Genomic DNA, 19,977 nt, shown 5'->3' with positions numbered 1-19,977 from the left:
TGAGTACAAAACAGTCCGTTTTTCGTCTTATCTATATATAAAAATATAGATTAGAATGAAAAGCCGACTGAAACAACAAATATTTGCAATCTCATTATTGGCATGCACTGTTATATCTCCTGCCAATGCTCTGCAAACACATTCACTTCGCGAACAATTCCAAAATCCGTCTGACGAAGCAAAGCCTTGGACTTTTTGGTACTGGATGTTTGGAGCCGTATCCAAAGAAGGGATTACGGCTGACTTGGAAGCAATGAAACGTGCTGGGCTGGGAGGTACTTATCTGATGCCTATCAAAGGTATCAAAGAAGGACCACAATACAATGGAAAGGCGCAACAACTAACACCCGAATGGTGGGAAATGGTTCGTTTCAGCATGGAAGAAGCCGACCGCTTGGGATTAAAGTTAGGAATGCATATTTGTGATGGTTTCGCATTGGCTGGTGGTCCGTGGATGACTCCGAAAGAATCGATGCAAAAGGTAGTCTGGAGTGATACAATCGTTGATGGTGGCAAAATCAAAGGACTACACTTACCGCAACCGGAGGCATACGAAGGTTTTTATGAAGATATTTCTTTATTTGCCCTGCCTGTAAAAGAGGAAGCGGCAGACGTTATGCCGGCCAAAATAACCTGTGCCAATATAGCCACAGGAAATCATATTGACATCAAGAAGACTGTGAACATGGATGATGCCGGAGTCATCCGTTCATCATATCCCTGCTATATTCAATATGAATACGAACAGCCTTTCACCTGCCGCAATATTGAAATCATTCTAAGTGGCAATAATTATCAGGCGCACCGCTTGAAAGTGATGGCAAGTGATGATGGGATTAACTACCGTTTGGTGAAACAGCTCGTCCCCGCACGCCAGGGATGGCAGAATACAGATGAAAATTCCACTCATGCAATTCCTGCTACAACTGCCCGCTATTTCCGCTTCTACTGGACACCCGAAGGCAGTGAACCGGGAAGTGAAGATATGGATGCCGCAAAATGGAAACCAAATCTGAAAATCAAGGAACTGCGTCTGCATCGGGAAGCCCGACTGGATCAGTGGGAAGGTAAAGCCGGACTGGTATGGCGTGTAGCTTCCTCCACGAAGAAGGAGGAAATAGGGGAGCAAGATTGCTATGCCCTTTCACAGATTATCAACCTGACAGATCCCTTTAAAAATAGTCCGAGCGACAATTTTAAAGAAAGAACACTGACAACTACTCTCCCCAAAGGAAAGTGGAAACTACTCCGCATGGGACATACCGCCACCGGACATACGAACGCAACTGCCGGAGGAGGAAAAGGACTGGAATGCGATAAGTTTAATCCAAGAGCTGTTCGCAAGCAGTTCGACAACTGGTTTGCGCAAGCATTTGTAAAGACAAATCCGGACGTTGCCCACCGTGTATTAAAATACATGCACGTGGATAGTTGGGAATGCGGAAGCCAGAACTGGAGCGATACTTTTGCCGCAGAATTCCGGAAACGCCGTGGATACGACCTGATGCCTTATTTACCATTGTTGGCAGGTATTCCGATGGAGAGTGCCGAACGAAGCGAAAAGATTCTGCGTGATGTCCGCACAACGATAGGTGAACTGGTCGTTGATGTTTTCTATCAAGTCTTGGCCGACTGTGCCAAAGAATATGATTGCCAGTTCTCAGCCGAATGCGTAGCGCCTACCATGGTAAGTGACGGATTACTGCATTATCAGAAAGTAGACCTTCCCATGGGAGAATTCTGGCTGAACAGCCCAACCCACGACAAACCGAATGATATGCTGGATGCCATCAGCGGAGCGCATATCTACGGCAAGAATATCATCCAGGCAGAAGGTTTCACGGAAGTACGCGGAACATGGAACGAACATCCGGGAATGTTGAAAGCCTTACTGGACCGCAACTATGCTTTAGGCATCAACCGCCTTTTCTTCCATGTATATGTCCATAATCCTTGGCTGGACCGCAAACCGGGAATGACTTTGGATGGTATCGGCCTTTTCCTCCAGCGTGACCAGACGTGGTGGAATAAGGGTGCAAAGGCTTTCTGTGAATACATCACCCGTTGCCAATCATTGCTGCAATACGGGCATCCGGTGGCGGATATTGCAGTTTTTACAGGAGAAGAGATGCCAAGACGTTCGATATTGCCGGAACGTTTAGTTCCTTCTTTACCGGGCATCTTCGGTGCAGAGCGGGTGGAAAGCGAACGAATCCGTTTGGCAAACGAAGGACAACCCTTACGTGTGCGTCCTGTAGGCGTAACACATTCCGCCAATATGGCTGATCCTGAAAAGTGGGTAAATCCACTTCGAGGATATGCTTATGACAGCTTTAACAAAGACGCGTTACTCCGTTTGGCTAAAGCGGAAAACGGCAGGATGACATTACCGGGTGGAGCCAGTTACAAAGTGTTAGTATTACCACTTCCACGTCCGATGAATCCGGACCCCGCAGAACTGTCTCCGGAAGTAAAACAAAAGATAAATGAACTGAAAGAAGCAGGCATACTGATTCCTTCTCTTCCATATAAAGAAGATGATTTCTCCTCATACGGTCTGGAACGTGATCTGATCGTACCGGAAAACATTGCCTGGACACATCGGCAAGGAGAACAGGGGGATATTTATTTTATCGCCAACCAACTGGAAGAAACACGTACATTTACCGCCAGTATGCGCATCGACGGCAGAAAGCCGGAATGCTGGAATCCGGTGACGGGTGAGATTAACGCTGACATTCCTTACGAACAAAAAAGCCATCGTACGGAAATCACTTTAACATTAGCTCCGAATGAGTCTGTCTTCATCGTATACCCTGCAGAAGAAGATGATAAGGAAACTTCGGAAAAAGAGCGCAAGGAAAAGAAGGATTCGGTAAAAGAACCTTCGGAGACAGGCTTGGAAGCAACAGAATATACCGTGACTTTTACAGCAAACGGTAAGACTATCCAAAGACAGGAACTCTTTGACTGGAGCAAAGAAGAAGATGAGCAAATACGCTATTACTCCGGAACAGCAGTGTATAAAACAACATTCCGCTGGAAAAGTAAAGTGAAAGAAGGCCAACAAGTATATCTGAATCTGGGAAAAGTATGTGATCTGGCTACTGTCCGTGTGAACGGCATAGATTGCGGAACGATATGGACAGCTCCTTATCGGGCTGATATTACGGCAGCCTTAAAGAAAGGTGTGAATGAACTGGAAATCGAAGTGACCAATACTTGGGCGAATGCACTCAAAGGAGCCGATGAAGGAAAAGCTCCTTTCGATGGAATATGGACGAATGCCAAATACCGGAGAGCAGAAAACACCCTGCTTCCTGCAGGATTGCTCGGACCTTTGAATTTTGAAGTAGCGAATAAAAACAAATAAGAATGAAAAGTTCAGGAATTAAAACAAGCACAGTATTAGCAAGCTTTCTGCTCGCTGCCTGCCTGTCAATGCGTGCGGAAGTGAAACTTCCCGCTATTTTCTCTGACGGCATGGTGATGCAGCAACAAACCAATGCCAACCTTTGGGGAACGGCAACTCCGAATAAGAAAGTAACAGTCACTACCGGCTGGAACGGAAAACAATATGCAGTAACAGCAGACAAGAACGGCTCATGGAAACTTTCAGTCTCCACTCCGGAAGCCGGCGGACCGTATACCATCACTTTCGACGATGGAACCCAAAAGACACTGAATAATATTCTGATAGGCGAATTATGGCTGTGCTCCGGTCAGAGCAACATGGAAATGCCGATGAAAGGATTCAAGAACCAACCTGTAGAGAATGCCAATATGGATATTCTTCGCAGCAAAAATCCTCATATCCGCCTGTTTACGGTAAAACGAACTTCTACCATTACCCCTCAGAACGACGTAGTCGGTTCATGGAAAGAAGCGGCTCCGGTCAGTGTCCGTGATTTCAGTGCGACGGCCTATTATTTCGGAAGACTGGTCAATGAAATATTAGAAGTTCCGGTAGGACTCGTAGTAGCGGCATGGGGCGGTTCTGCTTGTGAGGCATGGATGACTGCCGATTGGCTGAAAGCATTTCCAGATGCAAAGATACCTCAATCGGAAGCTGATATCAAATCGAAAAACCGTACCCCGACCGTACTCTATAATGGTATGTTGCATCCATTGATCGGTATGACCATGAAAGGAGTGATCTGGTATCAGGGAGAAGATAACTGGAATCGTGCCCATACCTATGCGGATATGTTTACCACATTGATTAACGGCTGGCGTGCCGAATGGAAACAAGGTGATTTTCCTTTCTACTATTGTCAGATAGCTCCTTATGACTATGGTATTATCACTGAAAAAGGTAAAGAGGTGATTAATTCAGCCTATTTGCGAGAAGCACAGGCAAAGGTAGAACATCGTGTGTCTAACAGCGGCATGGCTGTACTGCTGGATGCAGGAATGGAAAAGGGAATTCATCCCGCAAAGAAACAGGCTGCCGGAGAACGTCTGGCACTCCTTGCACTGACAAAGACGTACGGAGTAGAGGGGGTGAACGGAGAAAGTCCTTATTACAAAAGTATTGAAATCAAGAATGATACTGTCGTCGTCAGCTTTGAACGTGCGAATATGTGGATCAGCGGTAAAAACTGTTTCGAATCGAAAAACTTTCAGGTGGCAGGTGAAGACAAAGTATTCTACCCGGCGAAAGCATGGATCGAACGCAGCAAAATGCTAGTAAAAAGTGATAAAGTTCCGCATCCGGTAGCTGTCCGCTATGGATTTGAGAATTATGTGGAAGGAGATGTATATTGTGATGGGCTGCCGTTGGGGTCTTTCCGTTCGGACGATTGGTAATTTGAAAATATGAAGAGATTTTATCTGGCTATAGCAATGATATTCGTTGGCGTGTCGGTTCTTTGGAGCCAGCATGCCAATGTCGTTTGGGATACTCCCAGCCGGAATTCCTCCGAATCGATGCCATGCGGCGGGGGAGATATCGGCATGAACATATGGGTAGAGGAGGGGGATATACTATTTTATCTGAGCAGGAGCGGTACGTTCGATGAAAACAACTGCCAGTTGAAGCAGGGACGTTTTCGCCTCCGGTTATCTCCCAATCCTTTTGAAGACGCAAAGGATTTCCGGCAGGAATTAAAGCTGATCGACGGTTATGTTGAAATCTCTGCCGAAGGGACACAAGTACAACTCTGGGCAGATGTCTTTCATCCGGTAGTACACATCGAAGTGGTTAATGACCGGTCTTTGCAGGCGGAAATCTTTTATGAAAACTGGAGATACCAGGATCGGCTGATCAGAAAAGGAGAGGGGCAGCAATGTTCCTATAAGTGGGCTCCTCCAAAAGGAACGATGACGCATGCCGACTTCATTTCATTGGAGAATTCATCCGAAAAGGATAGTAAACGCCTTTTGTTTTATCATCGTAATGCGGAAGAGACAGTATTTGATGTAGCAGTTGCCCAGCAAGGGATGAATGAAGTGAAGTTCCAGATGATGAATCCTCTCAAAAATCTGACTTTCGGAGGGTATTTGTCAGGAGAGAATTTGGAATATACAGGTACTTCAGACAGTGTATATGCCGGAACTGATTACCGCGCCTGGGGATTTCGTTCTCTGAAAGCTTCTAAAAAGCATCATTTCTCAGTTGTGTTACACACAGAACAGACGGAAACCGTCACCCAATGGGAGCAAGGTCTGAAAACAGCCTGGCAACGAATTGCCCCACAAGGAAAGATATCGTCTAAAGTGGTATCACAGGATAAAAAACAAACCCGCCTATGGTGGAATGCTTTCTGGCAACGGAGTTTTATCGAAACGATCGGTGAAACCGAAAACAAGGAGAACAGCAAAGTAGAAAAAGAAACCGGAAATAAAGAAAAGAGCGACGCGAAAGATGCATTGAAAGAAATCACCCAAAACTACACTCTTTTCCGCTATATGCTGGGCTGCAATGCTTATGGCAGTGTCCCTACCAAATTCAACGGTGGTTTATTCACCTTCGATCCCTGCCACATAGACGAGAAGCAGGCATTCACTCCTGACTACCGAAAGTGGGGAGGAGGAACAATGACTGCACAGAATCAGCGTCTTGTCTACTGGCCGATGCTGAAAAGCGGTGACTTCGACATGATGCCTTCCCAATTCAATTTCTATAACCGGATGTTGAAGAATGCGGAACTCCGCAGCCATGTATATTGGCAACACGAGGGAGCCTGCTTCTGTGAACAGATAGAAAACTTCGGCTTACCCAATCCCGCAGAATATGGTTTCAAACGTCCGGCTTGGTTTGACAAAGGACTGGAATACAATGCGTGGCTGGAATATGAATGGGATACTATTCTTGAATTTTGCCAGATGATTCTGGAAACGAAGAATTATGCCGGTGCCGACATAACTCCGTATTTGCCTTTGATTGAAAGTTCGCTGACCTTTTTCGACGAACATTATCGGCTACTCGCTTCCCGTCGGGGACGCAAAGCACTGGATGGTGACGGACACCTGATATTGTTCCCCGGCTCTGCCTGCGAAACTTACAAGATGACCAACAACGCCAGCAGCACCATCGCCGCACTGCGAACTGTATTGGAGACTTACATCAAAGTTTGCAACAACGAAAAGTGGCAAAAGATGCTGGAAACAATTCCTCCGGTTCCATTACGTTATATCGAAGTCAAGGATTCTCTTAATCTTCAGGCTTCTACCATGACTCCGGCATGGAAACAAACGATTTCTCCCGCCAAAAGCTGGGAACGAATCAACAATATAGAGACACCACAACTCTACCCGGTTTTTCCCTGGCGCATCTACGGAGTAGGCAAGGAAAATCTGGAAATAGCTCGTGATACGTATTTCTATGATCCCGACGCACTCAAATTCCGCTCCCACACCGGATGGAAGCAAGACAACATCTGGGCAGCCTGTCTGGGGCTGACCGAAGAAGCCAAAAGCCTTTCTCTGGCAAAGCTATCAGATGGTCCCCACCGTTTTCCTGCCTTCTGGGGACCGGGATATGACTGGACACCCGACCACAACTGGGGAGGTAGCGGCATGATAGGACTTCAGGAGATGCTCTTACAAACGAATGGAACACAAATACTTCTGTTCCCCGCCTGGCCCAAAGAATGGAACGTCCATTTCAAACTCCATGCTCCGGGCAATACGACGGTAGAAGCAACTTTAAAAGACGGAAAAGTAACAAATCTTAAAGTATCACCGGAAAGCAGAAAGAAAGACATTGTTATAATGATAGAAAAATAAAAAAAAGAATACATAAATAAAAAGCACTATGAATAAAAGACCGTTTTTAATCTTATCCCTATTTCTACTGCTATTCTCCTTCGATGGGCAGGCAGCAGATACTTACCGTCCCGAAACATCGGTTGCCGGATTTATTCCGCTTCCCGATTGCGGGCGACAAGTATATAACTTCAATCCGGGATGGCGATTCTTCAAAGGCGATATCCGGGGGGCGGAAGCTGTAAATTTTGACGATCGTTCCTGGAAGGTCGTTTCTACCCCTCACACAGTGGAACTGATGCCCGCCGAAGGCAGTGGTTGCCGCAATTATCAGGGTCCTGCGTGGTATCGCAAGCATTTTGTAGTTCCCACCGCGACGAAAGGACAGCGTGTACTCCTTCATTTTGAAGCGGCAATGGGAAAGCAAGTACTTTACCTGAACGGCAAACGTGTCCAGGAACATCTTGGAGGTTATCTGCCTTTCACACTGGACTTGACGGCAAACGGCGTACAAGCCGGAGACTCCTGCCTCCTTGCCGTCTATACCGACAACAGCAACGATAAATCATACCCTCCCGGAAAGCCCCAATACACACTGGATTTTGCTTATCATGGAGGTATCTATCGTGATGTATGGATGATTGCCAAATCTCCGGTTGCCATTACCGATGCCATCGACTCCCGCACAGTTGGCGGTGGCGGCGTATTCGTTCACTTTGACAAGATCAGCGAAAAGAGCGCACAAGTATATGTAGAAACGGAGATTCAGAACGATAATACCCGTTCGGAATCCGTCACTATAGAAACGACCCTTACAGATGCCGAAGGCAACGTTATCAAACGTACGTCCGGCAAACTTTCTCTGAACTCCGGAGAAAAGAAATCAATCCGTCAGCAGATGGAAGTGAGGAATCCGAAACTCTGGTCACCGGATGCTCCTTATCTATATAGAGTACAATCCCGCATAAAGAAAGGAAACCGTTCCATTGACGGAGGAACGACCCGTATCGGTATCCGCCTGGCGGAATTTCGTGGCAAGGAGGGTTTCTGGCTGAATGGAAAACCTTTCGGACAATTAGTCGGAGCCAATCGTCATCAGGGCTTCGCATACGTAGGCAATGCTCTTCCCAATTCACAGCAATGGCGTGATGCAAAGCGTCTGCGTGATGCAGGATGTACCATCATCCGTGTAGCGCATTACCCGCAGGACCCATCCTTTATGGATGCCTGTGATGAACTCGGCTTGTTTGTCATCGTCGCTACTCCTGGCTGGCAATACTGGAACAAAGACCCGAAATTCGGAGAACTGGTTCATCAGAATACCCGTGAGATGATTCGTCGTGACCGCAATCATCCTTCCGTGCTGATGTGGGAACCCATTCTGAATGAGACTCGCTATCCGCTCGACTTTGCACTGAAGGCACTTGAAATTACGAAGGAAGAATATCCGTATCCGGGACGTCCAATAGCCGCTGCCGATGTGCATTCTGCCGGTGTAAAGGAACATTACGATGTAGTCTACGGCTGGCCGGGTGATGACGAAAAGGAGGACAAACCGGAACAATGCATCTTCACCCGTGAATTCGGAGAAAACGTAGATGACTGGTATGCCCACAACAACAATAACCGTGCAAGCCGCAGTTGGGGTGAACGTCCGCTGCTGATACAGGCACTTTCTCTGGCTAAAAGTTATGATGAGATGTACCGCACTACCGGTCAGTTTATCGGTGGCACACAGTGGCATCCGTTCGATCACCAGCGTGGTTATCACCCCGATCCATACTGGGGAGGTATTTATGACGCTTTCCGTCAGAAAAAGTATGCGTATGAAATGTTCCGCAGCCAATCTCCGGCAAGCCTCCAACATCCGTTGGCAGAATGCGGACCGATAATATTCCTTGCTCATGAAATGTCACAATTCTCCGATAAGGATGTAGTGGTATTCAGTAACTGTGACTCCATCCGCCTTTCTATCTACGATGGAACAAAAACATGGACCAAACCTGTGGTACATGCCAAAGGGCATATGCCGAACGCACCTGTCATCTTCGAAAATGTATGGGATTTCTGGGAAGCGCGCGGATACAGTTATACTCAAAAGAACTGGCAGAAAGTAAATATGGTTGCCGAAGGTATTATCGACGGGAAAGTAGTATGTACCCAAAAGAAAATGCCTTCCCGCCGGTCTACCAAACTTCGCTTGTATGCAGATACTCAAAAAGTAAACTTGGTAGCGGACGGTTCGGATTTTATAGTAGTAGTTGCCGAAGTGACGGACGATAGCGGAAACGTTCGTCGTCTGGCAAAGGAAAATATCGTATTCACGGTAGAAGGGGAAGGAGAAATCATTGGTGACGCAAGGATCGGTGCCAACCCTCGTGCCGTAGAATTCGGTTCGGCTCCTCTGCTGATCCGTTCCACACGAAAAGCCGGGAAGATTAAAGTGAAAGCTCATGTACAATTTGAAGGGACTCAGGCTCCGACTGCCGCTGAAATGGAATTTGAAAGTGTTCCTACGGAGCTTCCTTTCTGTTATGATGAGAAGTACTGTATTAGTCAGGACACACCCTCATTAACTGTAAAAGCTACTTTATCCGAGAATGCAACCGACGGCAAAGTGCAACTGACAGAAGAAGAACGACAACGGGTGTTGGATGAAGTGGAACGGCAACAAACTGAATTTGGAATAGAAAAGTGAGCTTGGTCGAAACTGAATGACAGATCAATATGCTTCATTCTTTCAGACCTGAGTTATATCGAACATAGGCTATTAGCAAAAATGAATAAGCTAATAGCTAATCTGGTTTTGCTAATAGCTAATTCAGTTTTGCTAATAGCTAATTTTTGGCTTGCTGACACCTTAATTTCGGGACTTCAAAATCCAGTAAAGTCTAAAAGTCCATATTAGGTTTTTCAAAAATGCATAAATGAAGAAAATAAGTTCTCACGGAAAGGGAATAATGGTGATATATATATACATAAACCTTAAACAGGCTCTGTTTTTATATCCTATCATGAAATATTTCCCGAACATAGTGGGAACCGGTAGCAAGAATCGTGTTTCTAAAAAAGCAAATAGGCGTTACAAAGCTTATAGATGAGTTTTTATAGGTTTATTTACCCCTTTTGTTCTTTTTGAAAAGCCTAATACTGGATTTTTAGACTTTACTGGAATTTGAGAATGAAAAATGAGGTAGTTTAGATCGAAATACAGCATTTAATGTAAGTACTTAAATATGACATTCGCTTTTATTGAATCTTTGCTTCGGATCATTGCTTTGGGGCTGTTTCCAGTTCAGCTTTAGCACTGAAATTCTCGCGAAATTTCAATGAATATCTTCGATGATAAAAAAGATAAGTTATAAAATTCAGTTTCTTTTTTAAAGATAAAATAGTATCTTTGATGCAAGATTCATTTCCACTAATATAATATACAATGAAGAAACACTTCTTTTTTATATTTATGTTTCTCTTGATGACGAGAATCTGTGCTTTTGCCTACCCTAACATGATTGTTGAACATTATACGGCCGAACGAGGCTTACCCAATAATATCGTCAATTGTACACTGAAAGGGCAGGACGGATTTGTATGGTTCGGCACCTGGTACGGACTATGCAGTTTCGACGGTACCAAATTCCGTTCCTATGATAATCATGACGGATTTTACTCCGCAGATATTCCTCCCCGTAAGATTCAGCGTATTGTAGAAGACAGGAACGGATACCTTTGGATCAAGACTATCGACCGCAAACTCTATCTGTTTGATAAGAAACATGAAAGTTTCCACGCAGTGTATGACGATGTAAAAGAGTACTCTGAAAATATTCAGATTATCAAGATACAGACGACAGATGACGGAGACGTACTGCTGCTGACCAAAGATAAAAGCCTGCTGCGTGCAAATACAGACCAGAACGGTAAAATCACCATGAAGCAGTTGCACGATTCGCGTCCCAATGTCAACGTCTACGACTTACGCCTCAAGCATAATGTGTTTTGTGAAACTGCCGAGTTTATCAATTGGATCGGTATGGACTATCAGATTCTTTCATTAAGAAAAGGAGAGGCTCTGAAAGATAAGCCTGTCGACTTTATTCAAAAGAAAGTTTCTGCCAATCCGGACCAGTTCACTTGTGCTTCCTACAGTTCCAAATTCTTATGGCTGGGAGATAAGAACGGACATATTTATAGCGTCGATCCGCAAAATGGAGTAGTCAACCGCTACGAAATACCGGAGATTGATCAACCGATTTCCAATATACTGGTCACTGAATCAGGATTAATGTATATCACCACCGTTGATGGTGCGTATGAATATAACATCGGCTACAAACAACTGACCAAACTACCGTTCTCCATCGCAGGGAAAAAAGTAGGAATGATATTCAATGACAAGTATGACAAAATTTGGTTTCAGGAAGGTAATGAGGCATTGACGTACTATGATCCTCTGAACAAAAGCAATCATCGCTTTCCTTTCCCCAAACAAAATGCCATCGGTAACTTTGAAAAGCAGGATGCCGGTGAACAGGGTATGTTTTTCCTCACCCCCGGTGGAGAAATTCTGCTCTTCGATAGGGAGAAACTGGAAATGACCCGTATCAATCAACTGAAACCTTTTTCCGACGACCTTCCCGATCAGCTCTTCTTTCATCTGTTGCTGGATAAAGACGGTATTCTTTGGCTGGCATCTACAGGCAGCGGAGTATACAAGGTTAACTTTCCCAAGAAGCAATTTCAACTGCTGACAGAAGTTTCTCCTGTCCCTGTAGACACAGAAAGAGCGACCTCTTGGAATCAGGGGATACGTGCACTGTATCAGGCTAAGAATGGAGACATCTGGGTCGGTACCCGTTGGCACGCGCTTTATCGTCTGGATAGCAACGGGCAGATAAAACAGGTTTTTACGGATCAGAATTATCTGATAGGCGCCGTATATCATATCATGGAAGATAAAGAAGGAAACTTGTGGTTTTCCACTAAGGGAAACGGACTTGTCAAAGCCGAACCGGATATGAACTCACCACATGGTCTGCGTTTTACCCGCTATAAGAATGATCCCAAGAATCCGAATTCTATCAGTAACAATGATGTGTATTTCACTTATCAGGATAGTCAGGAGCGTATCTGGGTCGGTCTGTTGGGCGGAGGGCTGAACTTGATTTCCGAAGAAAACGGGACACTTGTATTCAAGCATAAATACAACGGACTGAAACAATATCCCGCTTATGGTCTGTATATGGAAGTCCGTACAATGACAGAAGATGAAGACGGGCGTATCTGGGTAGGTACGATGGATGGTCTGATGTCTTTTGACGGACATTTTACGACTCCCGAACAGATTCAGTTTGAGACGTACCGACAGATCAGCGATCGTTCTAATGTGGCAGACAATGACATTTATGTTCTATATAAAGACAGTGATTCGCAAATTTGGGTGAGTGTATTCGGCGGAGGTCTGAATAAGCTGGTCCGCTATGACAAAGAAAAACGTGAACCGATATTCAAGTCATATGGCATACGTGAAGGAATGAATAACGATGTGGTCAAGTCCATCGTGGAAGATAAAAACGGAAATTTGTGGTTTACTACCGAAATTGGTCTGTCCTGCTTTAATAAGGCGACAGAGCAGTTCCGTAACTACGACAAATACGATGGTTTCCTGAATGTTGAACTGGAAGAAGGCAGTGCGTTGCGTGCATTGAACGGAGACTTATGGCTTGGTTCGCGACAGGGGATTCTGACATTCTCTCCTGATAAACTGGAGACACAACATACCAACTATGACACCCGTATCGTAGACTTTAAAGTATCCAATCGTAATCTTCGAAGTTTGAACGACTGTCCGATTCAGGAGTCTATCACATACACCGATGCACTTCAATTGAAGTATAATCAGTCTATGTTCACAATCGAATTTGCTGCATTAAATTTCTACAATCAGAATCGCGTATCTTATCGTTACATACTCGAAGGGTATGAGAAGGAATGGCACTATAACGGCAAAAACCGTATTGCTTCTTATACCAATGTTCCTCCCGGAGACTACATATTCCGTGTAGAAACGATGGATGAAGCTAATTCGGAACTTGTATCCACATGTACATTGGCTGTCACCATTCTTCCGCCGTGGTGGCTGAGTTGGTGGGCCACTCTTATCTATGTAATCCTTGGCATCGCGGCCCTCTATTTCGGTCTGCGCCTGGCTTTCTTCATGATTAAAATGAAGAACGACATTTATATCGAGCAGAAAGTATCGGAAATGAAAATCAAGTTCTTCACCAATATTTCTCATGAGCTTCGTACTCCTCTGACACTGATAAAAGGGCCGATACAAGAACTGAAGGAGCGGGAAGAACTGTCTCCGAAAGGACTGCAATACGTGGACCTGATGGAAAAGAATACGAACCAAATGTTACAACTGGTCAATCAGATTCTTGATTTCCGAAAGATTCAGAATGGCAAGATGCGTCTGCACGTATCATTGATTGATTTCAATGAAATGATAGCTTCCTTCCAAAAAGAATTCCGTGTACTTTCGGAGGAAAATGAAATCAGTTTCACATTCCAACTGCCGGACGAACCGATTATGGTATGGGCAGATAAGGACAAACTGAGTATTGTTATCCGCAACGTCATATCGAACGCGTTCAAATTTACTCCTTCCGGTGGAAGTATTTATGTAACTACCGGATTGACAGATGATGGAAAATCCTGCTATGTACGGGTAGAAGACAACGGTGTCGGCATTCCGCAAAATAAGCTGAGTGAAATTTTCGAGCGTTTCTCACAAGGAGAGAATGCGAATAATCCACATTATCAGGGTACAGGCATCGGGCTGGCACTTTCCAAAGAAATAGTAAACCTGCATCACGGTATCATCCGTGCCGAAAGTCCGGAAGGGCAGGGGGCCGTGTTTATTGTAGAGCTATTGCTGGACAAGGACCATTATCGTCCGTCGGAAGTAGACTTCTATGTCAGTGATACGGAAACTGCTCCTGCCGCTACAGACAAGAAGATGGTTATCGATTCAGAAAAGGAACCGGAGGAGGAACTGGAAATTGACGCTTCATTACCGACTCTTCTGCTGGTAGAGGATAATAAAGACCTGTGCCAGTTGATAAAACTGCAATTGGAAGATAAATTCAACATCCATATAGCCAATAACGGCGTAGAAGGTCTGAAGAAAGTGCATCTGTATCATCCGGACATCGTAGTGACCGATCAGATGATGCCGGAAATGGACGGACTGGAAATGCTGCAATCTATCCGGAAGGATTTTCAGATCAGCCATATCCCTGTCATTATTCTGACAGCCAAGAGCGATGAAGGTGCCAAGACCAAAGCGATCACTCTGGGTGCGAACGCATATATAACCAAACCATTCAGCAAAGAGTATCTGTTGGCACGGATCGATCAGTTGCTCGGCGAACGGAAACTGTTCCGCGAACGTATCCGCCAGCAAATGGAGAACCAGACGACAACGGAAGAAGACAGCTACGAACAATATCTGGTGAAGAAAGATGTGCAGTTCCTTGAAAAGATACACCAAGTGATCGAGGAAAACATGGACGACAGTGATTTCAATATTGATACGATCGCTTCCGGCATCGGACTGAGCCGTTCGGCATTCTTCAAAAAGCTGAAAAGCCTTACCGGACTGGCACCTGTCGACCTGGTAAAGGAGATTCGCCTGAATAAATCGATCGAACTGATTAAAAATACGGATTTGAGTGTTTCGGAAGTGGCGTTTGCTGTCGGATTCAAAGATTCGGGCTACTATAGCAAGTGTTTCCGCAAGAAATATAATCAGACTCCCCGTGAATATATGAATGAATGGCGGAAAGGATAGAAAGACCGATTACAAAATACTTTCTTAATCGTCTTTTTTTAAAACCTATTAAGATTCGGAAGAATGAACAAGATTAAGAAAGTATTATCAGCATGGATGTTGGTTGCCTGTGTACTACCTGTGACAGCCCAATATCCGGTGATCCCCGACTCGGTAAAAGAAAGAGGAGCAAAACAAGAGGCAGAGTTCGAACAGAAATCAAATGCGGCATGGGAAAAAGCCTTGCCAACAGTTTTGGAAGAAGCAAGGTTAGGAAGACCTTACAAACCTTGGGCCTCCAAACCGGAGGATTTGATAAAAAGTAATATTCCGGCCTTCCCCGGTGCGGAAGGTGGTGGTATGTACACTCCCGGCGGTCGTGGAGGCAAAGTGATTGTGGTAACTTCCCTGGAAGATTCCGGTCCCGGCACATTCCGCGAAGCCTGTGAAACCGGTGGTGCACGTGTTATCGTATTTAATGTGTCAGGTATTATTCGCCTGAAAAGCCCGATCAGTGTACGTGCCCCTTATGTAACGATTGCCGGACAGACAGCACCGGGAGACGGTATCTGCGTGACCGGTCATTCTTTCCTGATCGATACTCATGATGTAGTGATTCGCCATATGCGTTTCCGTCGGGGGGCACAGGATGTTGCTTTCCGGGATGATGCAGTAGGAGGAAATGCAGTCGGCAATATTATAATAGACCACTGTTCGGCAAGCTGGGGACTGGATGAAAATATGTCTATCTATCGCCACGTCTACAACAGGGATGAAACCGGGCACGGACTGAAGTTGCCTACTGTGAACATTACCATTCAGAATTCGATGTTCTCGGAAGCATTGGATACTTATAATCATGCGTTTGGTGCCACTATCGGAGGACATAATAGTATGTTCTGCCGTAATCTTTTCGCTTCCAATATCAGTCGTAACAGTTCGGTGGGTATGGACGGAGACTTTAACTTCGTAAACAATGTTGTCTTCAACTGGTGGAACCGTTCTGTCGACGGAGGAGATAACAAGAGTTTTTATAATATAATCAATAACTATTTTAAACCCGGTCCTATCACCCCGCTGGATAAACCTATTTCCTATCGTATATTGAAACCGGAAGCCGGACGCGATAAAAGCAAACCGATGTCCTTCGGAAAGGCTTATGTAAACGGTAACATCATTCACGGAAATGCTAAAGTGACAAAAGATAACTGGAATGGCGGAGTTCAGCTTGCCAGTGAAGTGGATGAGGGAAAGTTCTTACCGCAAATCAGAGTGGACAAAGCATTCAAAATGTCGCCTGTAACGATTATGGATACCCAAAAAGCTTATAACTTTGTATTGGATAATGTAGGTGCTACTCTCCCGAAACGGGATGCGGTAGACGCTCGCGTCATCAAGACTGTACAAACAGGAAAAGCGATTTATGCGAAAGATGCTCCGGAATTTATCTCTCCTTACGTGAAAAGACGCTTGCCGGCAGACTCCTACAAACAAGGTATCATCACCGATATCCGTCAAGTGGGCGGACTTCCTGAATACAAAGGAGAAGCATATCTTGATTCGGATGGTGACGGTATGCCGGACGCATGGGAAATTGCCAACGGACTGAATCCGAACGATCCGACTGATGCAAAGGAGGACTGTAATGGAGACGGCTATACCAATATCGAGAAATATATCAATGGGTTGGATACAAAGAAGAAAGTAGACTGGACAGATCTGAAGAACAACTACGATACCTTGTCCAAACGGAAAAGTCTGTTTTAATCGTATGATTTGCTTATGGTCAAATGATCTTTCAGGATTGAATAATTAGAAAACAACGTTTATTGTAATGAATATACAATTAAGAACTATCCTTTTAGGATTATTGAGCATAGGGTTTGCGCAGGGATATGCGCAAACCTTTGCTTTACAGGTTAAGGATGACCGGATCACTTACTTGAATGACGAACAGGGAAACCGGATTCTTGATTTCTCGTACTGTGGCTACAAGGGCTCCGAACAGGATATTCCTTCTGTCCGCAATGCCGTGTTTGTACCTTGGACAGCAGGAGATAATACATCACGTATTCAACGCGCCATTGACTATGTCGCCTCATTAGTACCTGATGCTTCCGGTTTCAGAGGAGCCGTGTTATTGGATCAGGGAGAATTTTCTTTATCCGGAAGCCTTCGTATAAATGCCTCCGGCATCGTACTGCGCGGAGTGGATAAAGAGAAAACGATACTTCTAAAAAAAGGAGTAGACAGAGGTGCCCTTATCTACATGGAAGGGACAGACGATCTGAAGATACAGGATACATTGCAGGTACTCTCGAAATATGTTCCGGTAAATGCGAGGACATTGGAAGTTGCTTCAGGTACTTCGTTGAGAAAGGGAGATCGGATACTGGTGAACCGTCCGTCCAGCAAAGAATGGATTGCTTCGTTAGGATGTGATATCTTTGGAGGAGGAATCAGTGCACTGGGCTGGAAAGAAGGAGATATGGATCTTACCTGGGATAGAACCGTGACAGAAGTAAACGGTAATCAGATAACGTTGGACGCTCCGCTGACAGTGGCGCTGGATGCCAAATACGGTACTTCTTCCGTGATTACTTATCAGTGGAACGGGCGCATCCGGGAGTGCGGAGTAGAAAATATGACTCTGATTTCCGACTATGACAAACGGTACCCTAAAGATGAAGATCATTGCTGGACAGGTATTTCTATCGAAGATGCGGAAGATTGCTGGGTACGCAGGGTGAGCTTTAAACACTTTGCAGGAAGTGCAATCCTTGTTCAGCGTACCGGTTCCCAAATCACGGTTGAGGACTGTATCTCACGGGAACCTGTTTCTGAAATCGGAGGAATGCGCCGCTGTACTTTCTATACCTTAGGACAACAGACACTTTTCCAGCGCTGCTATTCGGAACAGGGTATTCATGACTTTGCAGCCGGATATTGTGCTGCCGGACCGAATGCTTTCGTACAATGTGATTCGTATGAATCTTTAGGTTTCAGCGGATCTATTGATGCATGGGCATGTGGCCTATTGTTTGACGTGGTTAATATAGACGGGCATAATCTGAGTTTCAAGAATCTGGGACAGGACAAGAACGGAGCGGGATGGAATACGGCAAATAGTCTGTTCTGGCAATGTACCGCTGCCGAAATAGAGTGTTATGCTCCGGCAAAGGATGCCATGAACCGTGCGTACGGATGCTGGGCACAGTTCTCCGGTGACGGCGAATGGGCACAATCAAACAATCATGTGCAGCCCCGAAGCATTTTCTATGCTCAATTAGAAGATCGTTTGCAGAAGAAATGTGCAGAACGTGCCCGTATCCTGCCAAGAAATACAAGTGCCACCAGCAGTCCGACCGTTGAAGTTGCTATGGAACTGGCCAAAGAGGCTTACAATCCCCGCCTGACATTGGAACACTGGATTGAACAAGGAGCCTTTGCTCCTTCAATAGCTATGTCCGGAGTAAAATCAATCGATGATATTAAAGAAAAGAAGATAACTCCGAACAAGACATCGGCACAACCGGAAGTAACTATTGCAAACGGACGTATCCAGATGAACAGTACTTTGTTGGTAGGAAGTAGCCATACCACCCCTTGGTGGAATGGAAAACTTAAAACCAACTTTCTGAAAAAAGCAAGCCCTGCCATCACCCGCTTTGTTCCCGGACGTGAAGGATTAGGACTGACAGATCGCATCGATTCCGTAATCGGCTATATGAAACAAAAGAACATATTGGTATTTGACCAAAACTACGGACTTTGGTATGATCGCCGCCGGGATGATCATGAACGAGTGCGCCGTCGTGACGGAGATGTATGGGGGCCTTTCTACGAACAACCTTTCGGACGTAGCGGTCAGGGTACTGCCTGGGAAGGACTGAGCAAATATGATCTGAATCGCCCTAATGCATGGTATTGGTCGCGATTGAAAGAGTTTGCCGAAAAAGGAAATAAAGACGGACTATTGCTATTCCATGAGAACTATTTCCAGCACAATATCCTGGAAGCAGGTGCGCACTGGGTAGATTGTCCGTGGAGAAGCACCAACAATATCAACCAGACCGGATTTCCGGAACCTGCTCCGTTTGCAGGAGACAAACGAATCTTTGTTGCAGATATGTTTTATGACATCACTCATCCGGTTCGCCGTGAGTTACACAGACAATACATCCGCCAGTGTCTGAACAACTTTGCTGATAACCCGAATGTCATTCAGTTGACAAGTGCAGAATTTACAGGTCCACTACATTTTGTACAGTTTTGGCTGGATGTGATTGCCGAATGGGAAACAGAAACCGGAAAGAAAGCCAAAGTAGCATTAAGTACCACAAAAGATGTACAGGACGCCATCCTTGCCGATCCGAAGCGTGCGGCTGTGGTGGATATTATTGATATCCGCTACTGGCACTATAAAACGGATGGAGTCTTTGCACCGGAAGGAGGGAAGAACATGGCTCCCCGCCAACATATGCGTAAGATGAAAGTCGGAAAGGTCACTTTCACCGAAGCCTACAAGGCTGTCCACGAATATCGTCAGAAGTTCCCGGAGAAAGCCGTAACCTTCTATGCACAGAATTATCCGGCTATGGGATGGGCTGTATTCATGGCCGGCGGTTCATGTCCTGTAATCCCGTGCACAGATAAAGCATTCCTGAAGGATGCAGCGGCTATGGAAGTGGAAGAAACCGATACCGACAACTATAAGAAAATGGTAAAATCTGATATCGGCAGTATCATTTATTCCAAGTCCGGAACAGAAATTCCTGTTCAATTATCGTCCGGAAAGTATATATTAAAGTACATACATCCCGGTTCAGGGAAGATGAATATTATAGATAAATCATTGAAAATTAATGGAGTATACAAATTAAAGGTACCGGATAAGAAAGAAGGTATTTATTGGTTCCATAAACTCTGAAACA

7 protein-coding genes are annotated in these 19,977 nt (G+C 45.2%); all 7 read left to right on the top strand.

Features of this window, described 5'->3' with window-relative positions; translation table 11 throughout:
- Positions 1-88: 88 nt before the first annotated feature.
- The 7 genes from KTR07_RS10945 (at position 89) to KTR07_RS10915 (ending at position 19,973) form a co-directional block, all read left to right on the top strand.
- Positions 89-3,373, top strand: a complete 3,285-nt coding sequence (locus KTR07_RS10945) for a glycosyl hydrolase (RefSeq protein WP_371737207.1) — start codon at positions 89-91, stop codon at positions 3,371-3,373.
- Between the two features lie 2 nt (positions 3,374-3,375).
- On the top strand, positions 3,376-4,809 hold the full coding sequence (locus KTR07_RS10940; RefSeq protein ID WP_117981287.1) for a sialate O-acetylesterase: 1,434 nt from the start codon (positions 3,376-3,378) through the stop codon (positions 4,807-4,809).
- A gap of 9 nt (positions 4,810-4,818) precedes the next feature.
- Positions 4,819-7,230 carry a DUF5703 domain-containing protein gene (locus KTR07_RS10935; RefSeq protein ID WP_117981286.1) on the top strand — a complete coding sequence of 804 codons (2,412 nt, stop codon included), beginning with the start codon at positions 4,819-4,821 and terminating at the stop codon, positions 7,228-7,230.
- Positions 7,231-7,258: 28 nt separating this feature from the next.
- Positions 7,259-9,907, top strand: coding sequence for a glycoside hydrolase family 2 protein (locus KTR07_RS10930; RefSeq protein ID WP_117981285.1), 2,649 nt, complete (start codon positions 7,259-7,261; stop codon positions 9,905-9,907).
- A gap of 777 nt (positions 9,908-10,684) precedes the next feature.
- Positions 10,685-15,064, top strand: coding sequence for a hybrid sensor histidine kinase/response regulator transcription factor (locus KTR07_RS10925; RefSeq protein ID WP_181981937.1), 4,380 nt, complete (start codon positions 10,685-10,687; stop codon positions 15,062-15,064).
- A gap of 63 nt (positions 15,065-15,127) precedes the next feature.
- Positions 15,128-16,810 carry a polysaccharide lyase gene (locus tag KTR07_RS10920; RefSeq protein ID WP_117981283.1) on the top strand — a complete coding sequence of 561 codons (1,683 nt, stop codon included), beginning with the start codon at positions 15,128-15,130 and terminating at the stop codon, positions 16,808-16,810.
- 67 nt (positions 16,811-16,877) lie between these two features.
- Positions 16,878-19,973, top strand: coding sequence for a DUF6298 domain-containing protein (locus KTR07_RS10915; RefSeq protein ID WP_117981282.1), 3,096 nt, complete (start codon positions 16,878-16,880; stop codon positions 19,971-19,973).
- The last annotated feature ends 4 nt before the right edge of the window (positions 19,974-19,977 follow it).

It is taken from the genome of Bacteroides sp. MSK.20.82, from assembly GCF_019052485.1.
In the GTDB taxonomy this organism is placed as follows: Bacteria; Bacteroidota; Bacteroidia; order Bacteroidales; family Bacteroidaceae; genus Bacteroides; species Bacteroides thetaiotaomicron.
Note: the sequence above shows the minus strand (reverse complement) of the source record. Positions and strands in the feature narration are given on the sequence as shown.